General features: G+C 55.0%; 8 protein-coding genes and 1 pseudogene. 2 read left to right on the top strand and 7 right to left on the bottom strand.

The window, feature by feature from the left end; translation table 11 throughout:
• Nucleotides 1-181 precede the first annotated feature (181 nt).
• Genes HA50_RS22910 through HA50_RS22845 form a run of 3 tightly spaced genes read right to left on the bottom strand, consistent with a single transcriptional unit; the run spans nucleotide 182 to nucleotide 13,533 of the window.
• Nucleotides 182-736 carry an ATP-binding protein gene (locus HA50_RS22910; RefSeq protein ID WP_139811010.1) on the bottom strand — a complete coding sequence of 185 codons (555 nt, stop codon included), beginning with the start codon at nucleotides 734-736 and terminating at the stop codon, nucleotides 182-184.
• Nucleotides 736-11,802, bottom strand: a complete 11,067-nt coding sequence (locus HA50_RS31225) for a two-partner secretion domain-containing protein (protein WP_139811009.1) — start codon at nucleotides 11,800-11,802, stop codon at nucleotides 736-738. The genes HA50_RS22910 and HA50_RS31225 overlap by 1 nt, the downstream gene beginning before the upstream one ends.
• Nucleotides 11,803-11,814: 12 nt before the next feature.
• Nucleotides 11,815-13,533 (bottom strand): ShlB/FhaC/HecB family hemolysin secretion/activation protein, encoded by a 1,719-nt coding sequence (locus tag HA50_RS22845; RefSeq protein WP_084879130.1) that lies wholly within the window; start codon nucleotides 13,531-13,533, stop codon nucleotides 11,815-11,817.
• A gap of 1,416 nt (nucleotides 13,534-14,949) precedes the next feature.
• Between HA50_RS22845 and HA50_RS31220 the strand changes: the two are divergent.
• A pseudogene (locus HA50_RS31220) lies at nucleotides 14,950-15,177 on the top strand (helix-turn-helix domain-containing protein); the annotation flags it as partial.
• A 44-nt stretch (nucleotides 15,178-15,221) separates the two neighbouring features.
• Here HA50_RS31220 and HA50_RS22835 read toward each other — a convergent pair.
• Nucleotides 15,222-16,295: a LacI family DNA-binding transcriptional regulator gene (locus HA50_RS22835; RefSeq protein WP_084879128.1), complete on the bottom strand. Its 1,074-nt coding sequence runs from the start codon at nucleotides 16,293-16,295 to the stop codon at nucleotides 15,222-15,224.
• 267 nt (nucleotides 16,296-16,562) lie between these two features.
• Here HA50_RS22835 and HA50_RS22830 point away from each other — a divergent pair, with 267 nt between their 5' ends.
• The gene (locus tag HA50_RS22830) at nucleotides 16,563-17,828 is read left to right on the top strand and encodes a maltoporin (RefSeq protein ID WP_084879127.1); all 1,266 of its coding nucleotides are present in this window, start codon (nucleotides 16,563-16,565) and stop codon (nucleotides 17,826-17,828) included.
• Nucleotides 17,829-18,015: 187 nt separating this feature from the next.
• On the opposite strand, the gene HA50_RS22825 is transcribed toward HA50_RS22830, so the two are convergent.
• The 3 genes from HA50_RS22825 to HA50_RS22815 all read right to left on the bottom strand — a co-directional run bounded on the left by HA50_RS22825 (nucleotide 18,016) and on the right by HA50_RS22815 (nucleotide 21,692).
• Nucleotides 18,016-18,336: a PTS sugar transporter subunit IIB gene (locus HA50_RS22825; protein WP_084879126.1), complete on the bottom strand. Its 321-nt coding sequence runs from the start codon at nucleotides 18,334-18,336 to the stop codon at nucleotides 18,016-18,018.
• 67 nt (nucleotides 18,337-18,403) lie between these two features.
• Nucleotides 18,404-20,461: a beta-galactosidase gene (locus HA50_RS22820; protein WP_084879125.1), complete on the bottom strand. Its 2,058-nt coding sequence runs from the start codon at nucleotides 20,459-20,461 to the stop codon at nucleotides 18,404-18,406.
• 31 nt (nucleotides 20,462-20,492) lie between these two features.
• Entirely contained in the window at nucleotides 20,493-21,692 is a 1,200-nt protein-coding gene (locus tag HA50_RS22815) for a glycoside hydrolase family 53 protein (protein ID WP_084879124.1), read from the bottom strand.
• Nucleotide 21,693 lies beyond the last annotated feature (1 nt).

Here is a 21,693-nt window from a genome sequence, read left to right as displayed (position 1 = left end):
GCGGTAATTTTCGCCCAGCGTTCTCTGTGTGATTTTCCGTTTATTTTCCATGAGCTGCGAAAGCTGCATAATTGCATGTTACTTGACTACCCATTTGCATTTTACTTGGCAACCGTTTGCAAATTACTTGACCATCGCCAACAAAAAAATCCGGGCATAATGCCCGGATTGAAACTCACCTTTACATCTTGGCTTTCCGCATCGAGTCACCTTTCAGTTTCAAAAAATGGGCCTTATGAACCACTCTGTCTAGAATGGCATCTGCGACTGTAGGGTCATTGAATAGGTCGTACCACTTCTCTGTCGGAAACTGACTGGTTATGATAAGTGCCCCTTGAAGTGCATGCTGATCTATAATATCCAGTAAAACAGGACCGAGTTGGAGATCAACCCCACCTATCCCGAAGTCGTCAATTATCAGTAACCGGCTTTTTATCAGTTGCGATCGTAGTTTTGGCAGTGTTCCGGCAATGTTCGCCGCGACTATCTGTTCATATAGGTGTGTTGCCGTCAGGAATGATACCGGATACCCGTAACGGCAGGCCTGCTTACCGAAGGCACAGGCCAGCCAGGATTTGCCTGTACCTGTTGCGCCGGTAATGACCAAGTTTTGCCGTTTATCAATCCACTGACAGGTTGAGAGTTCAGCAAAAGTTCCTTCTTCAATTCCCCTGGATGGATGGTAGTGAACATCCTCCAGACTGGCCTGACTTTGCCGCATTTTTGCGGCTTTCATTAATCGGGCGATGCGTTTGTTGTCACGCTCACCGCCGCACGCGTCAGCGAGTCCGCGCTGCCGCTGCCATTCATCCCGGACAGCAGGCCGTTCGCCATATTGCCGATAAACTGGCTGCCAATGCTGCCGCCCGTGCTGAACCCCACGCCCTGGTGTTCAATCTGGTAGTCTGCATGATTATCGATGTCGCTGAAACCCAGCGTGCCGGTGTCCAGCCGGTTTTTATCCGCCGTGGCCGTTGATCCGATAACCGCACCGTCCAGCTGGGTATGCCCGCCCACCGTCACGTCAAAACCATCCTGCCCGGCAAACAGGCCCGTCTGCTCCTGCACCGAGTCGTAATTGCTGTGCATCTTATCCCGGGTTGCGCTGACGCTGGCCGAACCGCCCGCTGCCGCGCCTGCACCCCAGGTCATTCCGGCACCCAGGCTGCTGCCGGTCTGCTTCGAATCGTAGCGGTTGCTGCCCTGTTCACTGGTCAGCTGCAGGTTACGGCCCACGTCGGCAATGACAGAGGCCCCGTTGACCTGCGCCCCCTGCAGCGTCGTGTCCCGGCCGCTGTCGAGCGTCACACCGTCACCGGCATCCAGCGTCGTCAGCGTGTGTGACAGGTTGCTGCTGGTCACCTTGCCTTTGCTCTGGCTGACGCTGGCCGAGACGGAAAACCCGGCGCTGCCTGACCCGGCGACAAAGCCCACACCCAGGCTGCCGCCGTGGCTTTTGCTGGTCTGACTCTGCTGTTCACTGTTCTCACCGGAGGTCAGGCTGATATCCCGGCTCGCCGCCAGCGTCATATCCCCGCCCGCTTTCAGCTGGCTGCCCTGCACAGCCAGGTCACCCCCGGTCGCCTGGATTGTCATATCCCGTCCGGCCTGAAGCGAGCTGCCGGATGAGGTCTGCTGCTCAGTCCGGCTCTCGGTGGTGGATTTCTGGCTGCCATAGCTCAGCGTCAGCCCGAAGGTGTTTTTGTCCGCCGGATTATCCGATACGCCCGCCAGCCGCGCCGCCTGCGAGGCCTGGAAGCCGGTCAGCGCCGCCTGGGTGCCGCGCAGCGCGGCCAGACGGCCGTTATCTTCTTTCGCTGCCGACGTCGCCTGCTGGGTGGCGGAGTTCAGCGCACTGCCCACGGCCCCGGACAGCCCCAGCGTCAGGCCGCTGCTCTTTATCTCGGTTTTAGTCAGTGCGGTATGGCTGTTTTCGGCGGCGGTGATCGCCACATCCCGGCCCTGGATATGCATGTCCTGGCCGGCCACCACATCACTGCCGTGGATCACCGCCTCGTTACCCGCCACCAGGGTCAGGTTGCCCTCACTGCTGCCTGCCACGCTCCCTTTCTTCACGTTGCTGGTGTCATCGCTGGTCAGTTTCTGCTTCGTACTCCCCACCGAGAAGCCTATCCCGCCGGTGCCGCTCAGGCCGGACTTCTTCTTCTGCGTGATGCTGACGTCATGGTCCATCTCATCGGCGGTGGTCAGCGTCAGGTCATGCCCGGCGGAGAGCAGCACATCATGCGTACCGGCAATGTTGCTGCCCGTCAGGGTCAGGTCATTGTTCGCAACAGCCGTCACCGTATCACCGCTCAGCGTGGTGCTGACGGCCGATTTCTGCTGGGTACTGGTCTGTACCTGCGTTTTGGTGGTGGACAGGCCGTGATGTGATTTCCACTTGCTGCTGGTCTGCTGATCCCAGCTGTCCTCGCCGCTTTCCAGCGTCAGGGAATTTCCCGCCAGCAGGGTGGCATCTTTCGTTGCCGTCACATCGGCGGCGCGCAGCGTCATGTCATGTCCGGCCTGCAGGGTAAGATCGCCCCCGGCATTGATGGTGGAGCCGGTTTCCTGGCTCTCCTGGCTGCGATCGTAATTGTTCTTATCGCGGGTATAGTCAGTGGCATGACTGGTCATAGCGGTATCCAGGACAATGTCATGGCCCGCCACCAGGCTGGTCTGGCTTTCTGTCCCCTGGTTACTGACCACGCTTGCGGTAAGCTGAATGTCATGGCCTGCTGCCAGCGTCAGCGATCCGTTATCATTCTTAACATTGATCCCTGCCTGCCTGTCGAGCCAGCTCTCCGTGCCATCCTGATGGCTGTCTGTCAGGCTCAGAACATCATGCCCGGCCTGCAACGTGAGCGCATCGCCGCCGGAAATCTGCCCGTCACGATTGACTAAATCATTGCTGGCAACCAGCTGCGTGGTATTGCCGCTGATATCACCGGTATTCAGCAGATCCGTTGCTGAAAGAGACGTCAGATTTCGCCCGGTGATGGTGCCGCTGTTAATCAGGTCTCCTGCCGTATTGATTTTGACGTTATTCCCCGCCAGCAGCGTACCGTCACCATTCAGCGTGTCAGGCTGAACCCGTGCATACAGCTTCGGAATACTCACCTGCTGCGTGCTGCCGTCAGGAAGCGTGACCGTCTCATTCACCATAATCACCATGTCGCTGGTGACGGATGCCATTTGTTCCGGGGTCAGATCCACGCCGGGCGTGATACCAAAACGTTCGGTATAGGCTTTGCCGCTGTTCAGGAGATCGCGGTATTCATCTTCGTCATTGGTGTAGCCGGTCAGATAACGCTGACCGGTGGTTTTCATCACCTGATCCCGCACCAGGCTTTGTTCGTAATAACCATCGCCCAGGCGTTTCTGGAGCTGATCCTGGCTATAGACATCGCTGCTGCTTACCGTGGTGTTTCCCTGCGTGAACTGAGGATCGGTTTCAACCAGATAATGGCTGTCGGTGCCCGGATGCAGGGAATACAGGCTGTTGTCCGGTAATTTTACCGGTCCCGTGACGCTGCGCAGTACCCACTTATCCTGCATGGTGGAGACGTTCGCAGGCGCGCTCTTTATACCCCCCAGTGGCGCACTTCCCGCTGATGATGGGGCGGCGGTTAACGCGTCACCTGGGTTCAGTGCAACCTGCGTCAGCCCGCCGGATGCATTACCGCTGGTCTGCATTCCCGGCTCGCCACGCTGCGTTGCGGTTAACGGGTCATTCTGATTCAGTGCAACCTGTGTCAGCCCACCGGATGCATTACCGCGGGTCTGCAATGCGGTCTTCGCCACCACGCCACTGTCAGAGAGATGACCCGCCACGGTACTCAGCTGCATACTGGTCTGGGAAGAAGACGGACTGACTTCGATGGCCTGCGGCAGTTGTACCGGACGCGTTAACGCCACAGCACCATTCAGGCCCGCTGCCGCTGACGTACCTGCACTGGAAGACTGGCGGGCGTCGATGGCCTGTCCCTGGCTTTGCCCCTGATTCTGCAGTTGCTGCGCCAGGTGCAAAGGAACATTGAGATCGCTCACCGGCGGCTGATAGGTTTCCGGGCCTTCATAGTGCGTCTGATCGTGCTTTTTACGTTTACCGGCGGTAAGACGATTGCCGTCGTCAGTGATTTCCTGCCTGACGGTGGTTTCATCATTATTGACGCTGCCGTTAATGGTCAGATCCTGGCCGGCCACCACCTGGCTGTCTTTATTGTGCAAACCACCGTTGAGCGTTAGATCTCCCCCGCTGCGGATCAGCGCGCTGTCCTGCTGGGTAACCACCTGCTCTTTCACCGTCTGGTTGTACTGGAAGACGTCGAAACGGCGTCCTGCCGTGGTGACGCCCGGCAGGTTAAACAGAAGACTGTCGCTGTCATCAGGGTCTTTATAGAAATAAACGAAATCATCCTTGCCGTCGATCGTCACCTTGAGACGATTGCCCTGATCATCGAGTGCGTAACTGCGGCCATCCGCGTCAAACACAAAATCGACGGTGTAGTCATTCTGTTCCGTGCCGCTTTCGTGGGCGTTGAAGTGATAATGTACGCCGTCAGTTCTGCCGCAGGCATCTACCCATTTTTCCCCGGTGCACAGTTCAATATCCAGAACAGCAGCGGAGGTGGAGACCGTTTGCAGATCCGGGCTGACCGCTAAATGAATATCGCGGTTTTCAGTCTGACCCGCATCAATCTGCATATTGCCCATCGATTCAAGGGTGGCACTCAGGTTTTCAACCAGGGCGGCCTGGCCGGTCAGCGCGCCGTTCGCATCCAGCGCCCCGCCGATGTGCATATCCCCCGCGCTGTAGATCAAACCATGGTCCTGATTCAGCAGATGCCCGGCAGCAAGGTTAAGCTGCTCGCGGGCGGCAATGGTGCCTGCCGTATCCGCGGTTTTATCATTGGTCAGGGTCTGAGCCGCGATGGTCAGGTCATCACCGTAAATACGCCCGGTGCCGGTATTGTGGAGCGTATCGCTTTGCAGCAGCACGTTGCCGCCGTCAATCAGTCCCTGGTTGAGGATATCGGACGCGATGAGGTGCGTTGTGCCCGCATTGATTTTACCGTTCTGCTGGTTTTCGACGCTCCCTGCCTCCAGGGTTAACTGGCCTGTCGCGGTCAGCGCACTGCTGTTGGTCAGCGCATTGCCGTGGGTATTCAGGGTAAAGTCTTTACCGGCGGACAGTGTGCCATCCTGAGTGAGCGCGGAGGTGGTATCCAGCGTCAGGTTGCCGCCGCTGGTGATGCGTCCGATGTTGGCAATCTGGCCCACCTGTAAATTTGCATCACCGTTGGCAACAATATCGCCATCGCTGTTATTCAGCGTGGGGCGTTGATCGGTCTGCCCCAGCGTCAGGCTGTTCTGCGAAGAAATCAGCCCCTGCTGGTTATCAACCTGCTGACGCACATTGGCCTGTAAGGCGTCAACAGCACGCAGCGCACCACTCTGGTTATTCAGTGTGTCGGACGAGAGGATGAGGTTTTGCGCTTCGATCCCCTGATTCGCACCACGGGTATCGTGGTTATCAATCTGCGGAGCCGTGAGGTGCAGAGCCTGGCCGGCTTTAATCAGCCCCTGCTGGTTTTGCACCTGTTGCAGGGCGGTAATATCTGCGTTCCCTGTGGCAAAGAGTATCCCGTTATTGTTGGTGAGCTGCTCCAGTACCGCTGTCAGGTCCGAGCCTGACATCAGCCGCCCCTGGGTATTGTCAACCGTGGTTCCCTGTAATGTCAGGCCGTGGTTCCCCTGAATCACCCCCTGCCCATTATGGATAGCCGCGGCGGTAATGGCTAAGGACTGATCCGCAATCAGGCTGCCCTGCTGATTGAGTAAGTCAGACTGCTGCGTATTCAGCGTCAGATTACCGCCCGACTGAATGGCCCCGTTCTGGTTATCCAGGGTCAGGCTGGTCAGCTGGCTGTCTCCGGTGCTGTTGATTTGCCCCTGTTCATTGTTCACCGCCTGAGTGGCGGCGTTCAGGGTATTGGCCGTAATCAGGCCCTTCTGGTTATTCAGATCGCCGGACTTCAGACTGAAGTCTCCGCCAGTACGCAGCCCTGTGGTACTGCCTGCGGTATCGCTGTTGTCCAGCTGCTGCCCCTGAGTATCAATGGTCAGCTGGTGGGTCCCCTGAATTAAGCCAGCGCTGTTATCCAGTTGCTGGCTGGTCAGGCTCAGGGTGTCGCCAAGCATTGCGCCACCGCTATTCTCCACATCGCCTGCCTGCATCGTCAGGCTATGCCCGGCACTGAGCGTACCCTGCTGGTTATTCAACGCCCCCGTCAGCGTGAGCTGGTTATCACCCTGCGTCGACTGAATGATACCGTTCTGATTATTCAGGGTCTGGGTGTTCAGCAGCAGATCGCCGCTGCTTTGCAGCGTGCCGTCGCTATTGTCCAGGGTGCTGCCCGCTGCCAGCACCCTGATTCGTGCAAGGATCCTCATCGCCGGGTTGGTCTCCACCGTCAGCCCGCCGCCGACCGCTGTCACCGTACCCTGCTGGTTGTTGAGTGTGTTCGCATTCAGGTGAACGTCTTTGCCTGCGGCAATCCGTCCCTGTTGATTATTCAGGGCCTGATTAACGGAGACATTCAGCCCGTCACTGGCTGAGAGCAAAGAGCCACGGGTGTTATCAAGCTGACCGGCGCTGATTTGTACAGGACCGTCGCCTTCCAGCGCACCGCCCTGGTTATTGATCGCGCTACCGCCGTTAATGTTCAGCGCTCCCTGCTGGCTGCTGACGATCCCGTTCTGATTACCCAGGCTTCCGGCCTGTAAGCTGATATCCTGCGCGCTGAGGATTTTACCCTGGCTGTTGAGCACATCCCCGGTCACCGCCAGATTATTGCCCCCTGCCACCGCCAGCACCTCACCCTTGCGGTTATCCAGCGCATCGCTTTGTACGGTTACGCCATGACCACTCTGCATCACCCCGGACTGATTGTTGATCGCGCCATGAATCAGCGCGTTAAATTCACCCTCCACGCTGGTCAGCGTTCCCCCGCTGTTATCCAGGGACTGCCCGGTAAGCTGAACATCACCCTGACCGGTCATCCGGCCCTGCTGGTTGATGAGGGAATCCACCGCAGAAACGGTTAATGGGCCACCCGAGGCAACCAGCTGCCCCCCGGTGTTATCAATGCTGCGACCCTTTAAGGTTAATGCGCCAGCTGCCGTGCTGACTCCGCCCTGGTTGAGTACATCTGAGGATGCCTCAAGGTTCGCGTCTCCGTTAAGTGCCGATAGCGTGCCGGCCTGATTATCGATGGTGGTGGCGGTGACCTGAAGGTTGTCTCTGGCAAGTACCTGGCCCTGCTGGTTGCCGATCTGTCCCTGGAGGGTGACGCTGGCATCACCACCGGCAGCGAGTACGGCTCCCCCGGTATTGTTCAGTGAACCCGCGTTGAGGGTCAGGCCCTGGCTGCTTTGCAGCGTACCCTGCTGATTATCGATGTCCTGCGTGAATGTGGTGGTCAGGTTGCCACCTGCTGCGCTGATCAGCCCCTGAAGATTGGACAGTGAGGTTCCCGTCAATGTTAACCCCTGGCTGCTGTCCAGCTCACCCTTCTGGTTATTCCACGCCTGCCCCTGCGCCTGCACCTGATTGCCGGTGATCAGGCCATTGTGGTTATCCACATCGCCCGTGGTCAGTGTTAACGCGCCGCCGGATCGGATACCGCCCTTGTTACTCAGGGTGTCGGCGTTACTCAGCGTCCCGGCGTGCGTATCAATATGCAGATCATGCTGAGACTGGATCAGCCCCTGGTCGTTGGTCAGGCTGGTTGCGGAGATTTGCATGGCATCGTTCGCCAGCAGCCTGCCTGCACTGTTATCCAGCGCGCCGGTGTTGAGGGTCAGATGCTGGCCGCTTTCAACGTCACCGCCCTGGTTATTCAGGGTTCCGGCAGCCGTCAGCTGCGTGTCGCCCTGGGTTGAGGCAATCACGCCCTGCTGATTATTCACCTGCGCCGCGTTCAGTTGCAGCGCCTGGTCTGCAAGGATCTGCCCGGACTGGTTGCTGACCTCCCCGCTGAATGCCCCCGTGACCGCGCCGCCCGTCGAGAGCAGCTTGCCGCCATCGTTGGTCAGCGACGCGGCGTTCAGCGTCATGTCCTGCTGGCTTTGCACTGTGCCCTGCGCGTTCGATAGCCCGCCCGTGAGATCGACACCGACGCGTCCGTTCCCGGCGCTGATCAGGCCTGACTGGTTTTCTACGGACTGGCCTTTGATAGTCAGCGCATCCGTCGCCGTCAGGTATCCCTGCTGGTTATTGACCTGCCCGGCCGTCAGGTCGAGGGTGCTGGCCTGAATATTTCCCGCCTGGTTATTCAGGTCTCCGCCGGTAAACGTCAGGTCATGACCGGCCAGGATGCCCAGCCCGTCAGCCGACGTCTGTGAATTGTTCAGCCCGCCGCCCTGCAAATCCAGGCTCAGGCTGTCCTGGGCGGCAACCCGGCCTGACTGGTTGTTGAGATTCTGTGCGTGCAGCGTCAGGTTGCCCGCACTTTGCAGGTTACCGCCGCTGTTGTCGGCGTCCCCGGTGATATTCAGGTTTGCGTCGCCGTCATCGGCGCTGATAAAGCCCTGACGGCTGTCGAGGGAGTGCGCATCCAGCGCCAGCCCCTGCTGGCTTTCCAGCTCACCCTTCTGGTTATTCCACGCCTGCCCCTGCGCCAGCACCTGATTGCCGGTGATCAGGCCGTTGTGGTTATCCACATCGCCTGTGGTGAGCGTTAACGCGCCGCCAGACCGGATACCACCCTTGTTACTCAGGGTATCGGCGTTATTCAGCGTCCCGGCGTGGGTATCAAGATGAAGATCATGCTGAGACTGGATCAGCCCCTGGTCGTTGGTCAGGCCGGTTGCGGAGATCTGCATGGCATCGTTCGCCAGCAGCCTGCCTGCGCTGTTATCCAGCGCGCCGGTGTTGAGGGTCAGATGCTGGCCGCTTTCAACGTCACCGCCCTGGTTATTCAGGGCTCCGGCAGCCGTCAGCTGCGTGTCGCCCTGGGTTGAGGCAATCACTCCCTGCTGATTATTCACCTGTGCCGCGTTCAGTTGCAGCGCCTGCTCTGCCAGAATCTGGCCGGACTGGTTGCTGACTTCTCCGCTGAAAGTACCCGTAACCGCGCCGCCCGCCGAGAGCAGTTTGCCGCCATCGTTGGTCAGCGACGCGGCGTTCAGCGTCATGTCCTGCTGGCTTTGCACTGTGCCCTGCGCGTTCGACAGCCCGCCCGTGAGATCGAGGCCGACGTGTCCGTTCCCGGCGCTGATAAGGCCCGCCTGGTTTTCTACGGACTGGCCTTTGAGAGTCAGCGCATCCGTCGCCGTCAGGTATCCCTGCTGGTTATTGATCTGCCCGGCCGTCAGGCCGAGGGTGCTGGCCTGAATATTCCCCGCCTGGTTATTCAGGTCACCGCCGGTAAACGTCAGGTTGCCCGCGCTCTGCAGGTTACCGCCGCTGTTATCGGCGTCCCCGGTGATATGCAGGGTTGCGTCACCGTTATCGGCGCTGATAAGACCCTGATGGCTGTCGAGGGAGTGCGCATCTATCGCCAGCCCCTGCTGGCTTTCCAGCGTTCCCCCACGGTTGGAAAGGTTGCCCGCGGTGACATCCAGCTGATGGCCCACGATAAGCCCGGCGGCATTATTCATATCGCCAGCCTGAATATGCAGGGAGCCGTCAGTGCGTATCCCGCCCTGGGTCGCCTCGCTATTCCCGTTGATGAGGTCACCCTGATGGGTCTCTATCGCCAGATCATTGTTGCTGGCGATGCGCCCCTGCGTATTATCAACACCGCCGGTATCAAGGCTAAACGCACCTGCACTCTCCATCACGCCCGCAATATTGTTGAGCTGCCCGGAAAGATGAATCTGCGCAGTTCCCTGACCCGTCTGCAGCAGATGCGCACCCTGATGAGAAAGGTTTGTACCCTGGAGGCTGATTTGTGCGCCCTGGGTCACCCCCTGATCCAGCGTGATCTGCTGGCCGGTAATGCTCAGATTGTTACCGGCCAGCATTTTTCCCTGCGCATCGGCAATGTTATCACTCTGGATAGTCAGGCTGCCCTGATCAGCACCAAGCTGCCCGCCGGTGTTGGTTAACTGGTTGCTGGTGAGCCGGAGATCCCCGGCTGCAGCGATCGTTCCGCCGGTGTTATCGATCTGCTGGCTGCTGAGGCTAAAAGGATCGGGTCCCAGTTCAGTCAGTGAGCCGCCGCTGTTATCGATCAGATCAGGTGCATTGATGGTTAAATGGCTGGCAGCAAGGGTTCCCTGGCGGCTGGAAAAGGCATGCGGAGTGGTCAGACTGACCTGCTGCGCATCAACAACGGCGTTATCTGCGTTCAGGTTACCCTCACGCGCCGTCAGGCTGACATTACCGGCCCGACTCTGGCTGCCGGAAACATCCACCTCAGATCCTGACGCGACAATCGCGTCCTGACTCAGATGCGTACCGTGGCTGACCAGTGCGCCTTCGGTGTTCAGGGTCAGTTGCCCGCTCTGCGTGGCATAGCCGGTATTGTCGATGCCAGCTCCCATCGCGCTGCCGGTATCGGCCTGAATAGCGTGGGCGTTTATCGTGGTATTACCACCGGCGATCAATGATGATCCTGCCTGGCTGTGGAGCTGCCCGCTGGAATCCACTTGCAGGTTGCGGCTGGCGATTAACTGGCCCCGGTTAGTCATGTCATCCTGGTTACTGACGCTGAGGTCATTGCCGGATGACATGCCGCCCGAGTTATCAAGCCCACGGGTGTTTAATGCAAGATCCTGCTGCGCGTAGACGGTACCGCTGTTGGTGAGTTTTCCGTTCGCACTGAGCGTAAAGCTTCCCGCGGTCGCCCCCAATTCACCGGCATTACGCACCCCGACACCCTGCTCGGTTCCCACCAGGGTGATACGGTTGGCATACATGCCACCTAACGCGGAGGTATCGAGAGCAAACTGCGGGCGGCCGTCGGGATCGTCAGCTTTAACCTGTGTCACCTTGCCATCAGCATCGGTCTGGTTGTGTCCAAGGGTGACCTGTAAGTTGTTTGCCTGTAGACGAGCATTGACGTTGACAGCACGGGCAATCAGCGTTGTGTAATCCTGGCCGGTGCCATTCATCCCGCTGCCGCTGATGGTGATGTTGCCCCGATCAACGTCATAACCCGCCACCTGCCCATTTTCCAGGCGTGCACGCCCCGCCGCCAGGGTATTGCGACCGGCATTGATAAATCCGCATCCGCTACAGGTAATGCCCGCCGGGTTCGCGATAATCACATTCGCTTTCGCGCCCGCGACTTCAATAAACCCATTCAGCTGGCTGGGGTTGGTACTGTTAACTTCGTTGAGAATAACGGTTGCCGTACCCTGCGCCAGCCACGGGTTACCCGCTACCGTACCCGCCAGTTGCGTCTGTGCCCCGTGCTGGCTGTTATTTAATATCGCGCCCTGTTGATTCACATCGAACTGGCTGTAGGTGTTGTGGGAAAGTCCCTGGCTGTTTGGCGTCTGAATATTGATCTGCGGCAGGCCGTTACCGGTTTGCATCACCGTAGGCTGCTGCCCGCCGGGCGCGCTGTGATCGGGGACAATGGTGCCCGCCTGCACCCCGGTACTCACCAGGCCGCCAGCGAGCCACAACGCCAGCGTTAAAGGACGCAGACTTGCCAGATAATGGGCTGCAATCTGACCCGGACCCCGGCCGGTGTCGCCTCCCTGGGCGCGGGCCAGTTCTGAAACGACAACCAGCATCCGACGTGCGCGGTTGAAAATAATGCGATAGCAGCGTTTATTCATCATCTATCCCTGTATTCAGTACTGCCAGCTAAGGCTGAAGCCAAATGTGACTGGATCGGTTTTAAAGCCCTGTGGTTTGGATAGCGGAATGCCGCTGAAGACGTCGTAACTGGCATGCAGCGCGGCAATCGTGCCGCGCAGGCCAGCCACACCACCGGCCAGATGTTGCCCCAGCAGCGTTGAGCCATCGCTGAATCCGCCCACTTCGCCGTAATCGGCACCGAGATAAAACTCCTGGTCCGGCAAGGGAGTGCGCCACGCGAGCGTGTTCTGGACATACCAGCCGTGGCTGGCACTTAGCATGCGCTCACCGTCAAAACCACGTACCGTCCAGCGGTTGCCAATAGCCAGCTGGTCGGGAGAGGTCAGCGGCGTGTTGCTCATCTGGCGCAGATAATTCATCTGATAGCGGAAATGCTGACTTCCCAGCGTGAATGGCCAGTTCAGCGCCGCTGTCCAGGTCAGGATTTTGCTTTTCTCGGTGGCTCTGTAACCGTCGTCATAGCTTTCTTCGTAAGCGGGGAGTGCACCAAACCAGCGGGTACCGTGCTGGTAAGTCACACCGCTATCGAGAGTGACATCCCCAAAATACTGGCGATGGTCCAGTCCTGCCTGCCAGGCACTGGTACGCCGCCGTTGTACGGCAATTTCGGTATCGTCGATGTAATTGCGGATTTCGCGGGCCTGTACGCTGGTATGCAGCGTGGTTTTACCGCTGGCATTGCGCTGGATAACCCTGCTCAGCCTGACACTGAGGTTTTTGCTCTTACCGGAATAGCGGATGTCGCCGTTATAGCCTGCAATGTTCTGCGTGTAGTTATTCTGGCCCGCGTTGATTTCAAACAGCCAATAACCCAGCGGCACTGAGTAGTGGCCATTGATATTTTTACTCTGTCTGCCCCCTTTAAAACCCAGGTCATGGCTGGCGGAGACATACAGCAGATCGCTCAGCGCAAACGGGTTATCGAGCGCCAGCATCGCGCCGCCCTGATACCGGCCGGTGGAGCGGGTACCGGAATCGTCAACCCACAGGCTGGTGCGCCAGATTCTGCGCTGATGTCGGGTAATCACCACGTCACTTTCGCCCGGGTGTTCGCCAGGCACGATTTCCATGTTGTCTTCCACCGTCGGCAGACGTTGCTGGTTCTCCAGGCCCTGTTCAATATCCCGCAGGTCCAGCAGCTTCCCTTCCCTCGCGGGCATAGCACTGTAAAGAAAAGCCCGATCATCAGACCCATCGGCATAGCGGATCCTGCGGATGGTACCCGGTACCATCGCAAGCTTCAGTACGCCCTGGCTGAGATCCTGTTCCGGTACCAGGACGCGGGAAGTCACCCAGCCATGTTCAATCAGCTGATTCTGCAACCGGCTCATCAGTTGATTGATACCTTTTACACCCAGGCAATGGCCCACCGCGTCATTCACGATGTGCTGCGCCGGGAACCAAAAGGGAAACGCCTCACGGCCAATGAGCTGCACGCTTTTAATGGGGAAGCATGGCGTTTCCTGTGGAAATGCATCATCTGCATTAGCGCGATTTTTCCCCTCCAGTAAAATATCGGGTGCTTCAGGCGTTAATTGCGCATCTTTAGCAGATTGCTGCGTTTTAATATGCTGTTGCTGCTGATCAATAAAGGGGGCAGCCTGCACACCGAAAGAGAGAATACTGATGCCAGCGGCAATATGCCCACGCCAGCGAGTGCCGATGATCCCTGCCAAGGTCAACAACTCCATCTGTTATGCCAATAAGTGAGTTTTAAAATTTTTGCTTTAGCGATATTTGAAACGGATTGCCTGCCAACAGGGCGACATTCCCTGCACCTCTGCTTATGGAGCGAATGCATCGAAAAGTGATACCTCTACCCCCCATCCCCAGTGGAAATCATTAATTAAACTTATTGTAAGTTTTATGTAAGGAAGAGGAATGGAGAATATCACTTAACCAATGAGATGATTCCTGCATGTCATTAAAAAAGATATTCATGGAGGGATTTACATTATGGGAGACTTAATATTTTGAGTTAAGGCAAATGCTCATATATACATATTGAACCGACAAGAAAACAAGCATCAATTGATAAAAAACCCACTTTGTAAAATTAATTAATTTAACCAAAAGTGCTTTCCCAATGTATCTAAAATGTAAGAATTCTTATATTCCATTACGTTTTTAAATAGGGTAGCGAAATATTCTTCCGAAACTGTAACAGATAAAGCACCTCCCATAGGGAGATTCCCCCATCCATTGTCCTTCCATATCAATGGGATATATTTGTGATTGAAATTATTTTATTAGAGGAGGCAAACCGGGTAGCCCAGCAGCGAAAGACGAAAGAGAATCCTCATAATGTAGAAGTGGCTACGCGCTATACAGCGCGCATCACAGCTGACATATACCTGGCTGCTGGCTGACAATGTATATTTCAACAGTGGGATACCTGATTTTTACACTGGGTCAATTCTACTGGTGCAGTGTTCCATGATGACCATGAGAGAAAATATTCTACTGTCACGATGTACATTAACCTGATGCCTGGACGAAAAAACTACGCTGTCGAAATAAGTGGTGATATTAATCACTACGATATTGAGCATTATGTGAATGGACAACGAATCGGAGACAGCATTAAATCTTTTCCAGTTGCCGAAAAAGTGATCCCTTTATCTGTTAGTCATGAACGGGAGATGCGGAAGTTTTCCTGGACTGTTATGTTTTGATCCCCAGATGCTATCTGTACTTCACCGGATTCATTGCACCTCATGATAGTAAGAGAGGTCACCTGGCGCGATAACTTGGGTGCTCTGAGGCATCCGCAGTTAAGTCATGTGCTTAAAATCAGAACATGGCTTAATTACACCTTTCCCTGATCTCAGGAATTGGAATATGGTTCCAATATGGTATCGGTATGGTGTCATAAGGGGGAAGCCCTTGTTGTTTCTCAATGATCTCAGCATGAACATCGGCAGTGAACATGAGCCTGGCTTCATCTGCAATAAATCGATTTTGTGCAGGCAACATCCCTATATTGCCATTTATCTCCTGACTCTTCAGTCATGCATTACATACCTTGACGGGAGACGAAGCGAAAGCCACCTTAAAGTGCAATTATTCAGGCTTTTTTACCACATTATTGCAATAATATTAGCACTATGGCTAAAAAAACAGCTCCACTACTTCCTAATACAAACCAGCTGCTTGCCGATTTCGGTGAGAGGCTTAAGCTTGCTCGTCTGCGACGTAAACTAACAGCCAGGCAGGTTGCGGAGCGTGCAGGTATGTCTGTAATAACCCTACGTTCTCTTGAATCAGGAGGGGCTGGTGTCACAATCGGCGCATACTTGTCCGTTATGCAAGTTTTAGGGCTCGAAAGTTCCCTTATTGGCGTAGCAATGCCCCCCGGTACAAGAGACAACTCTGCCATTTATTTCCACAACTTATGTGCAATGACCTGCAATTGCTGGGCGATATCCTGCAGGTTGATCCCCTGTTCCTGCACCCCTCCGGTGGAGTGACGGACGATAAGATTTGCCGGTAACACTGACGAACTGCGCGCCGTATCGCCGTGACCGCTGTCGAGCAGGCGGCGCACCGCTTCTTTACCCTGCAAATCGAGATCCAGCGAAACGGTGGTCAGAGCCGGATGGAAGAACGAACTTTCATAGGTGCCGTCGTAGCCTACCACTGATTTCTCACCCGGAATGGCGATCTGATGTTGATGGAATGCGCTCAACACGCCGAGTGCCATCTGGTCGTTTCCCACCAGCACCGCAGTGAAATTCGGCGTTTCACGTAACATCTGTAACGCACCAGCGTAACCGCTCTGTGCATCCCAGGTGCCATGAAATACCGTCACTGGTTTCAGTCCATAGCTGCTGAGCGTGTCGATCCAGCTTTTCAGGCGCAGTTTTGCTGATACCGACGATTCCGGTCCGGCCAGCAGCGCAATCTCCCGATGGCCCAGTTCATAGAGATGTTTGACACTGGCACGGGTGCCATCAGCCGGGTTAAACGAAACGTTAAACACGGAACTATAGGGGTCAACATCAAGGAACAGACAAACGATGCTGTCGTTGTCAGAGGCGATACGCTGCGCCTCTTCGGTTTCCAGCGGCACGTTGATAATCACTTTGTCCACCAGTTGTGACTTCAGTTCGTTGATGGCGAATTGAATATCTTGATTGACGTTCTCATCGATCATTGAAATCAGCACCTGGTAATCATCGAGGTTAGCGTAGCGTTTCACCGCAGCCGCCACCTGCGAAGGTGCATGTAGCGCCAGAGATGTGGTCACCAGACCAATGGTCTGGCTTTGCTTACCCACCAACTGCTGCGCCAGCCGGTTTGGCACGTAACGCAATAACTCTATGGATTTCTCCACTTTTAAACGCGTGGTTTCGGATACATTGGCAGATTTGTTGAGTACCCTGGACACGGTCTGGTAGGAGACTCCCGCATGACGGGCTACGTCTTCCAGCGTTGCACTTTTAGACTTCATGATCCGGTTCCTTATGTTGTTATGCGCCAAGTGTAACAGGGGCCACCGTAAAAAGGTTTACCACACATTTTCCCGCTTCATTTTCTCAAAATAAGTATGACGATCACAATACATAACTTCGTAAAGAAACTCGCCACTGGTAACAAAAAACGCTGATTTATTTGCAGTTAATCACACATTCGCAATCGTTCGTTTGCCTGTTTTTACATTTAGGCATTTTATGTCATCCGTTATGTGAACGTAATACAAAACAATAAGAGGAATGATATGAACACTACGCTACGCACACTCACCCTTGCGTTAGCCGTTGCGCTGACTTCACCTTCACTTCTGGCTGAGACATCTGTACCTATCGACTTTCACGGCTACCTGCGCGGCGGCGTAGGTGTGTCCGGCGATGGTGGACAGGTTGAATGGCAAAAGAACAAGCTGGGCCGCCTGGGTAACGAATCCGATACCTACGGTGAACTGGAACTGGGTTCAGAAGTGTATAAAAAAAACGACGTGAGTTTTTACCTCGACAGCATGGTCAGCATGGTTTCCGACGGTTCTAACGACAATGAAACCACCCTTGGCGATGACGCCCAGTTCGGTTTGCGCCAGCTGAATCTGCAAATCAAGGGGCTTATCCCCAACGATCCTAATGCGGTGATCTGGGGCGGTAAACGTTACTACCAGCGCCACGACCTGCACATCATCGATACGAAATACTGGAACATTTCTGGTTCCGGCGCTGGGATTGAAAACTACACTTTCGGGCCTGGCGCGGTCTCGGTGGCCTGGATCCGTGGTGACGCTAACGACGTAGATTACCGCGTCGATAATGACAATGACGTCAACATCAACTACATCGACGTTCGCTACGCGGGCTGGAAGCCGTGGTCAGGCGCATGGACCGAGTTCGGCATCGACTACGCCATGCCAAATCCGACCAAAAAACAGAAAGAGTACGGCGGATTATACGACGCAGATGATGGCGTTATGGCGACCGGCGAAATCAGCCAGGACATGTTTGGCGGCTACAACAAGCTGGTACTGCAATATGCCACCAAAGGGTTGGCGCAGAACATGGTGTCACAGGGTGGTGGCTGGTATGACATGTGGAATTATGTGAACGACGCCAGCGGCTACCGCGTGATTAACACTGGGTTGATTCCGATTACTGAGAAGTTCTCGCTGAACCATGTTCTGACATACGGTTCTGCCAATGACATTACGGAATATACCGACAAAACCCGGTTGGTCTCACTGGTGGGCCGCGGGCAATATCAGCTCACCAATTATGTGCGCCTGATCGGCGAAGCCGGTGCTTTCTACCAGAAAGACGACTATAAAAACGGCACTCACTACAAACAGGCCGGTGAAAAATACACCTTCGCGGTGGGTCTGGCAGATGGCCCTGAATTTATGTCACGACCTGAATTACGTGTTTTCGCTTCGTATTTAAATGATTCAGAAGATGGTAAACCATTTGAAGATGGGACCAAAAATGATACGTGGAACTTTGGCGTACAGGTCGAGGCCTGGTGGTAAGCTGCATCTTTTCACTCCGGTTACTTACGAATATACAGTGTTCTCCTCGCATGATTGCGAACATTTAATTTATTGCAACTCGACATGTATCTCCGGGAACTGTCAGATAATTGCCTGACAGAATTTATGTTGCTATTGCTTTCCTGTTGTCTATTTCGGGATACCCTTGCGGGTATCCTTTTTTTATTTATTCACGAGGCGAGAAATGTTCATCGAGTAATTTACGTAGCGCGTCTGACTGTTTGCCAAATATGGCATGCACCTGCTGGCCAAGAATAATCACACCCAACGCCCCTTCATTTTGCAGCGCCTGTGAATCCACACTAGCCAGGTCTTTCACCGTCACCCGTAAACGTGTCAGACAGGCATCAACATTCTCAATATTCTCTGCACCACCAAATGCCTGCGCCAGCCGCTGGATCAAATGCAGCTCGGCATCGCTGATGGACACAGCAGCGATATGTTTCGGTTCAGAGAAGTAGTGCAGGAAGGATTTAAGACTCACCATCATCGACTCCTGATTTTTGACAGCTAAAAAAAAGCCTGCCCGAATGGGCAGGCGCATAAGTCAGACTTTACGCTTGACGGCGAACAACACGGCAATCCCAGGGTGTCAGCACCAACGGAGCGCTGACGGGGCTGGCCGACAGACAATCCTGGTAGCCTGGTGGCAGGGTAATTGTCTGTTGCTGGTCACTAAAGTTCTGGATAAAGACAAACGTGGTTTCACCATCGGTGCGCGCAGTCGCCACGACACCCGGCGCTAAATCCTGGTCAATGGCGCGCTGAAGCGACAATTCGTCAATGATGCTGGCAAAGAAATCACGCTGGAACGTCAGATCGTTGCGTGAAGCAACGTGCCACGCCTTACCCTGGCCGAACTGATTGACCGTCACCGCCGGACGACCTGCGTAGAAATCATCCTGGTAGGTGGCCAACGGTTTTGCGCTCTCAGCATGAATCAGTTCACACAGATGACGTACCTGATACGGTCCCTGCAATCCAGCATCATTCCCCACCAGTCCGTGCACAAGATTGCGCTCATTATCATCCAGACAGTCGATCTCTTCGGCCCAGACGCCGATCAGATTGCGCAGCGGGCCTGGGAAACCGCCGAGATAACAAAGATCGCTCTCATTCACCACCCCGGTCCAGTAGGACGTGACCAGATGACCACCCGCCGCAACAAATGCTTCGGCACGCTCAGCAAAACCATCGCGCACCATATACAACATCGGTGCGATCACCAGTTGATAGCGACTCAGATCGGCATCGGCGTCAATGATATCCACCGCAATACCCTTTTCCCAGAACGGGCGGTAGTGTTCATTGACGGTTTTTTCGTACTCCAGCCCCTTATTTCGCGGACCTTCGGCATCATCCAGCGCCCAGCGGTTTTGCTGATCGAAGATGATCGCCACGCGCGCATCGGTACGACAGCCCATCACCGGCGTGAGTTTTTCGAGAATCTCGCCGAGCGCACACACTTCACGTCCGACACGCGTATCCAGGTGACCAACGTGATCGATAACTGCGCCGTGGAACTTCTCTACCGAACCGCGACTTTTACGCCACTGGAAGTACTGCACCGAATCCGCACCATGTGCGACCGCCTGTAACGAGGACAAAATATGCATCCCCGGTTTTTTTACTTTGCTGGTTGGCTGCCAGTTGGTGACGCTCGGCGTTGACTCCATCAACACAAATGGCTTACCCCCCTTCAGCGAGCGCATCATGTCATGGTACATCGCGGTGTAGCAGGCGAGCTGGGTTTCATCTTTATCCCGGTGCCACATCGGGTAGCTGTCCCAGGAGATAAAGTCGAGCGCTGGCGCGAGCTGCCAGTAGTCATAATCGTAGAAATATTCCATAAAGTTGGTGGTCACCGGCAGCTGCGAATTCGCGGCTTTCAATGGGGCGATTTCATGGCGGCAGAAATCGGTGACCTGCGCGGTGTTAAAACGACGCCAGTCGAGATTCAGACCGTGGACTGACACTTCACCCTGCGGCGACGGTGACTGAATTTGCGACCAGGCGGAATAGGTGTGACTCCAAAAATCGCTCCACCATGCGTGATTAAGGTTGTCCAGCGTCTGGTAACGGGCTTTCAGCCAGTCACGGAATTTTTGCTGGCACAAATCGCAGTGGCATTCACCACCGTATTCGTTGGAAATATGCCAGCCGATCACCGCTGGATGCTGCGCATAGCGCTCAGCCAACAGCGTATTGATTTTTAGCGTTTTTTCCCGATATACCGGCGATGTCATGCAGTGGTTATGTCGCCCGCCGTGCAGCGCAGGGATGCGATCGCGCCCAACACGCAGCACTTCCGGGTATTTCTGTGACATCCAGGCAGGCCGCGCGCCGCTCGGCGTGGCGAGGAAAATATGAATTCCCGCCGCGTATAACCTCTCAATCACCGCATCCAGCCAGGCGAAATTAAATTCACCTTCATGAGGTTCCAGTTTTGACCAGCTAAATATCCCGACCGACATGACATTGCATTTAGCCTGTTTCATCATGGCAATATCGTTATCAATAATGCCGGGATAACTCTCCCATTGTTCCGGGTTATAGTCCGCGCCATGCAATAGCGAGACAACCTTCGGGCTTAAAGGCGCAAATTTATTCATATTAAATATCCTGAAATTTACAACACCAGAGTTAATTAAAGACTTTCACTGAGGGCAGCACTTTTCCCTGACAATCAAACAGCGCCTGATTTTCCCGCGCATTCCCTTCTTTCCATTTATCGTGGATATAATTCATTCCTGCCTGCGTCGCCCAGGTATTTCCGGGGACCGCAATCCAGGTCGGTTCCCAATAAAAAATACCTTTACCGTGATGGCCCTGCACATTAATTACTGACTGCATTAAATCGTGAATATAGTCGTATTGCCCCTGTACGGTGCCAGGATAGCCGCCCGCTTTTTCTTCTTTCTCCTGGAAGCTGTTTTCTGCGTTATCGCAGTTCGCCAGCGTATAGCCGTAAGCCGCTTCCACCACAATCACATCTTTGTTGTAGCGCTTGCTGATGTCGTTCATGTTGGCCTGCAACGCACTTATCGGCCCGTTCCAGTAGGTGTACATCGACAAACCAATCACATCGAACGGCACCTTGCGTTTGGTTATTTCATCAAACCACCAGCGGAAGGTATCGTTTTTCGTGCCTTCGGCCAGGTGCAGCATAATCTTCACCTGTTCGCCGTTTTTCAGATTCTCCTTCAGCCCGTCAATGGCTGAATTGAGCAGCCCCGCCAGCCGGTCAAACTCGCCGCCGCCCGCCCCCCAGCTTTTTCCTTCCGGCCACAGGATGCCGGAGTTAATTTCATTGCCGATTTGCACCATATCCGGCAGCACGCCTTCCTGTTTAAAGCGGGCGATGGTGTCCCGGGTATAGTCATGGATCGCGGTTTTTAACTGCGCGTAATCCATTTTTTCCCAGGCTTTAGGTTTGAATTGCTTGCCAGGATCGGTCCAGAAATCACTGTAGTGGAAATCGAGCAGCAACTTCATGCCCTGTGCTTTGGCGCGTTTTGCCAGTGCGAGCGTAGTAGCCAGATCGTTATCACCACCGCCGTATGCCTGACCTTGCGCATCTTTCGGATCGACCCATAACCGCAGACGCACATAGTTGACGCCGTTAGCCTTCAGTATGGCGAGCGCATCTTGCGGCTGATTCTTATCGTTATAAAACTTCGCCCCGTGTTTTTCGGCATCCAGCAACGTAGAGATATCTGCCCCTTTAATAAAGTCGGCAGGCATGCCACTGAAGGTGCGCGTTTTTAGCGCCTCGGCGGCAAAAGCGCTGACGGACAAACTACAGAGACAAACAGCAAGCAGAGCGGGTGTAAATCTTTTCATG

Origin of the sequence: Pantoea cypripedii (assembly GCF_002095535.1) — a bacterium.
GTDB lineage: Bacteria > Pseudomonadota > Gammaproteobacteria > Enterobacterales > Enterobacteriaceae > Pantoea > Pantoea cypripedii.
Note: the sequence above shows the minus strand (reverse complement) of the source record. Positions and strands in the feature narration are given on the sequence as shown.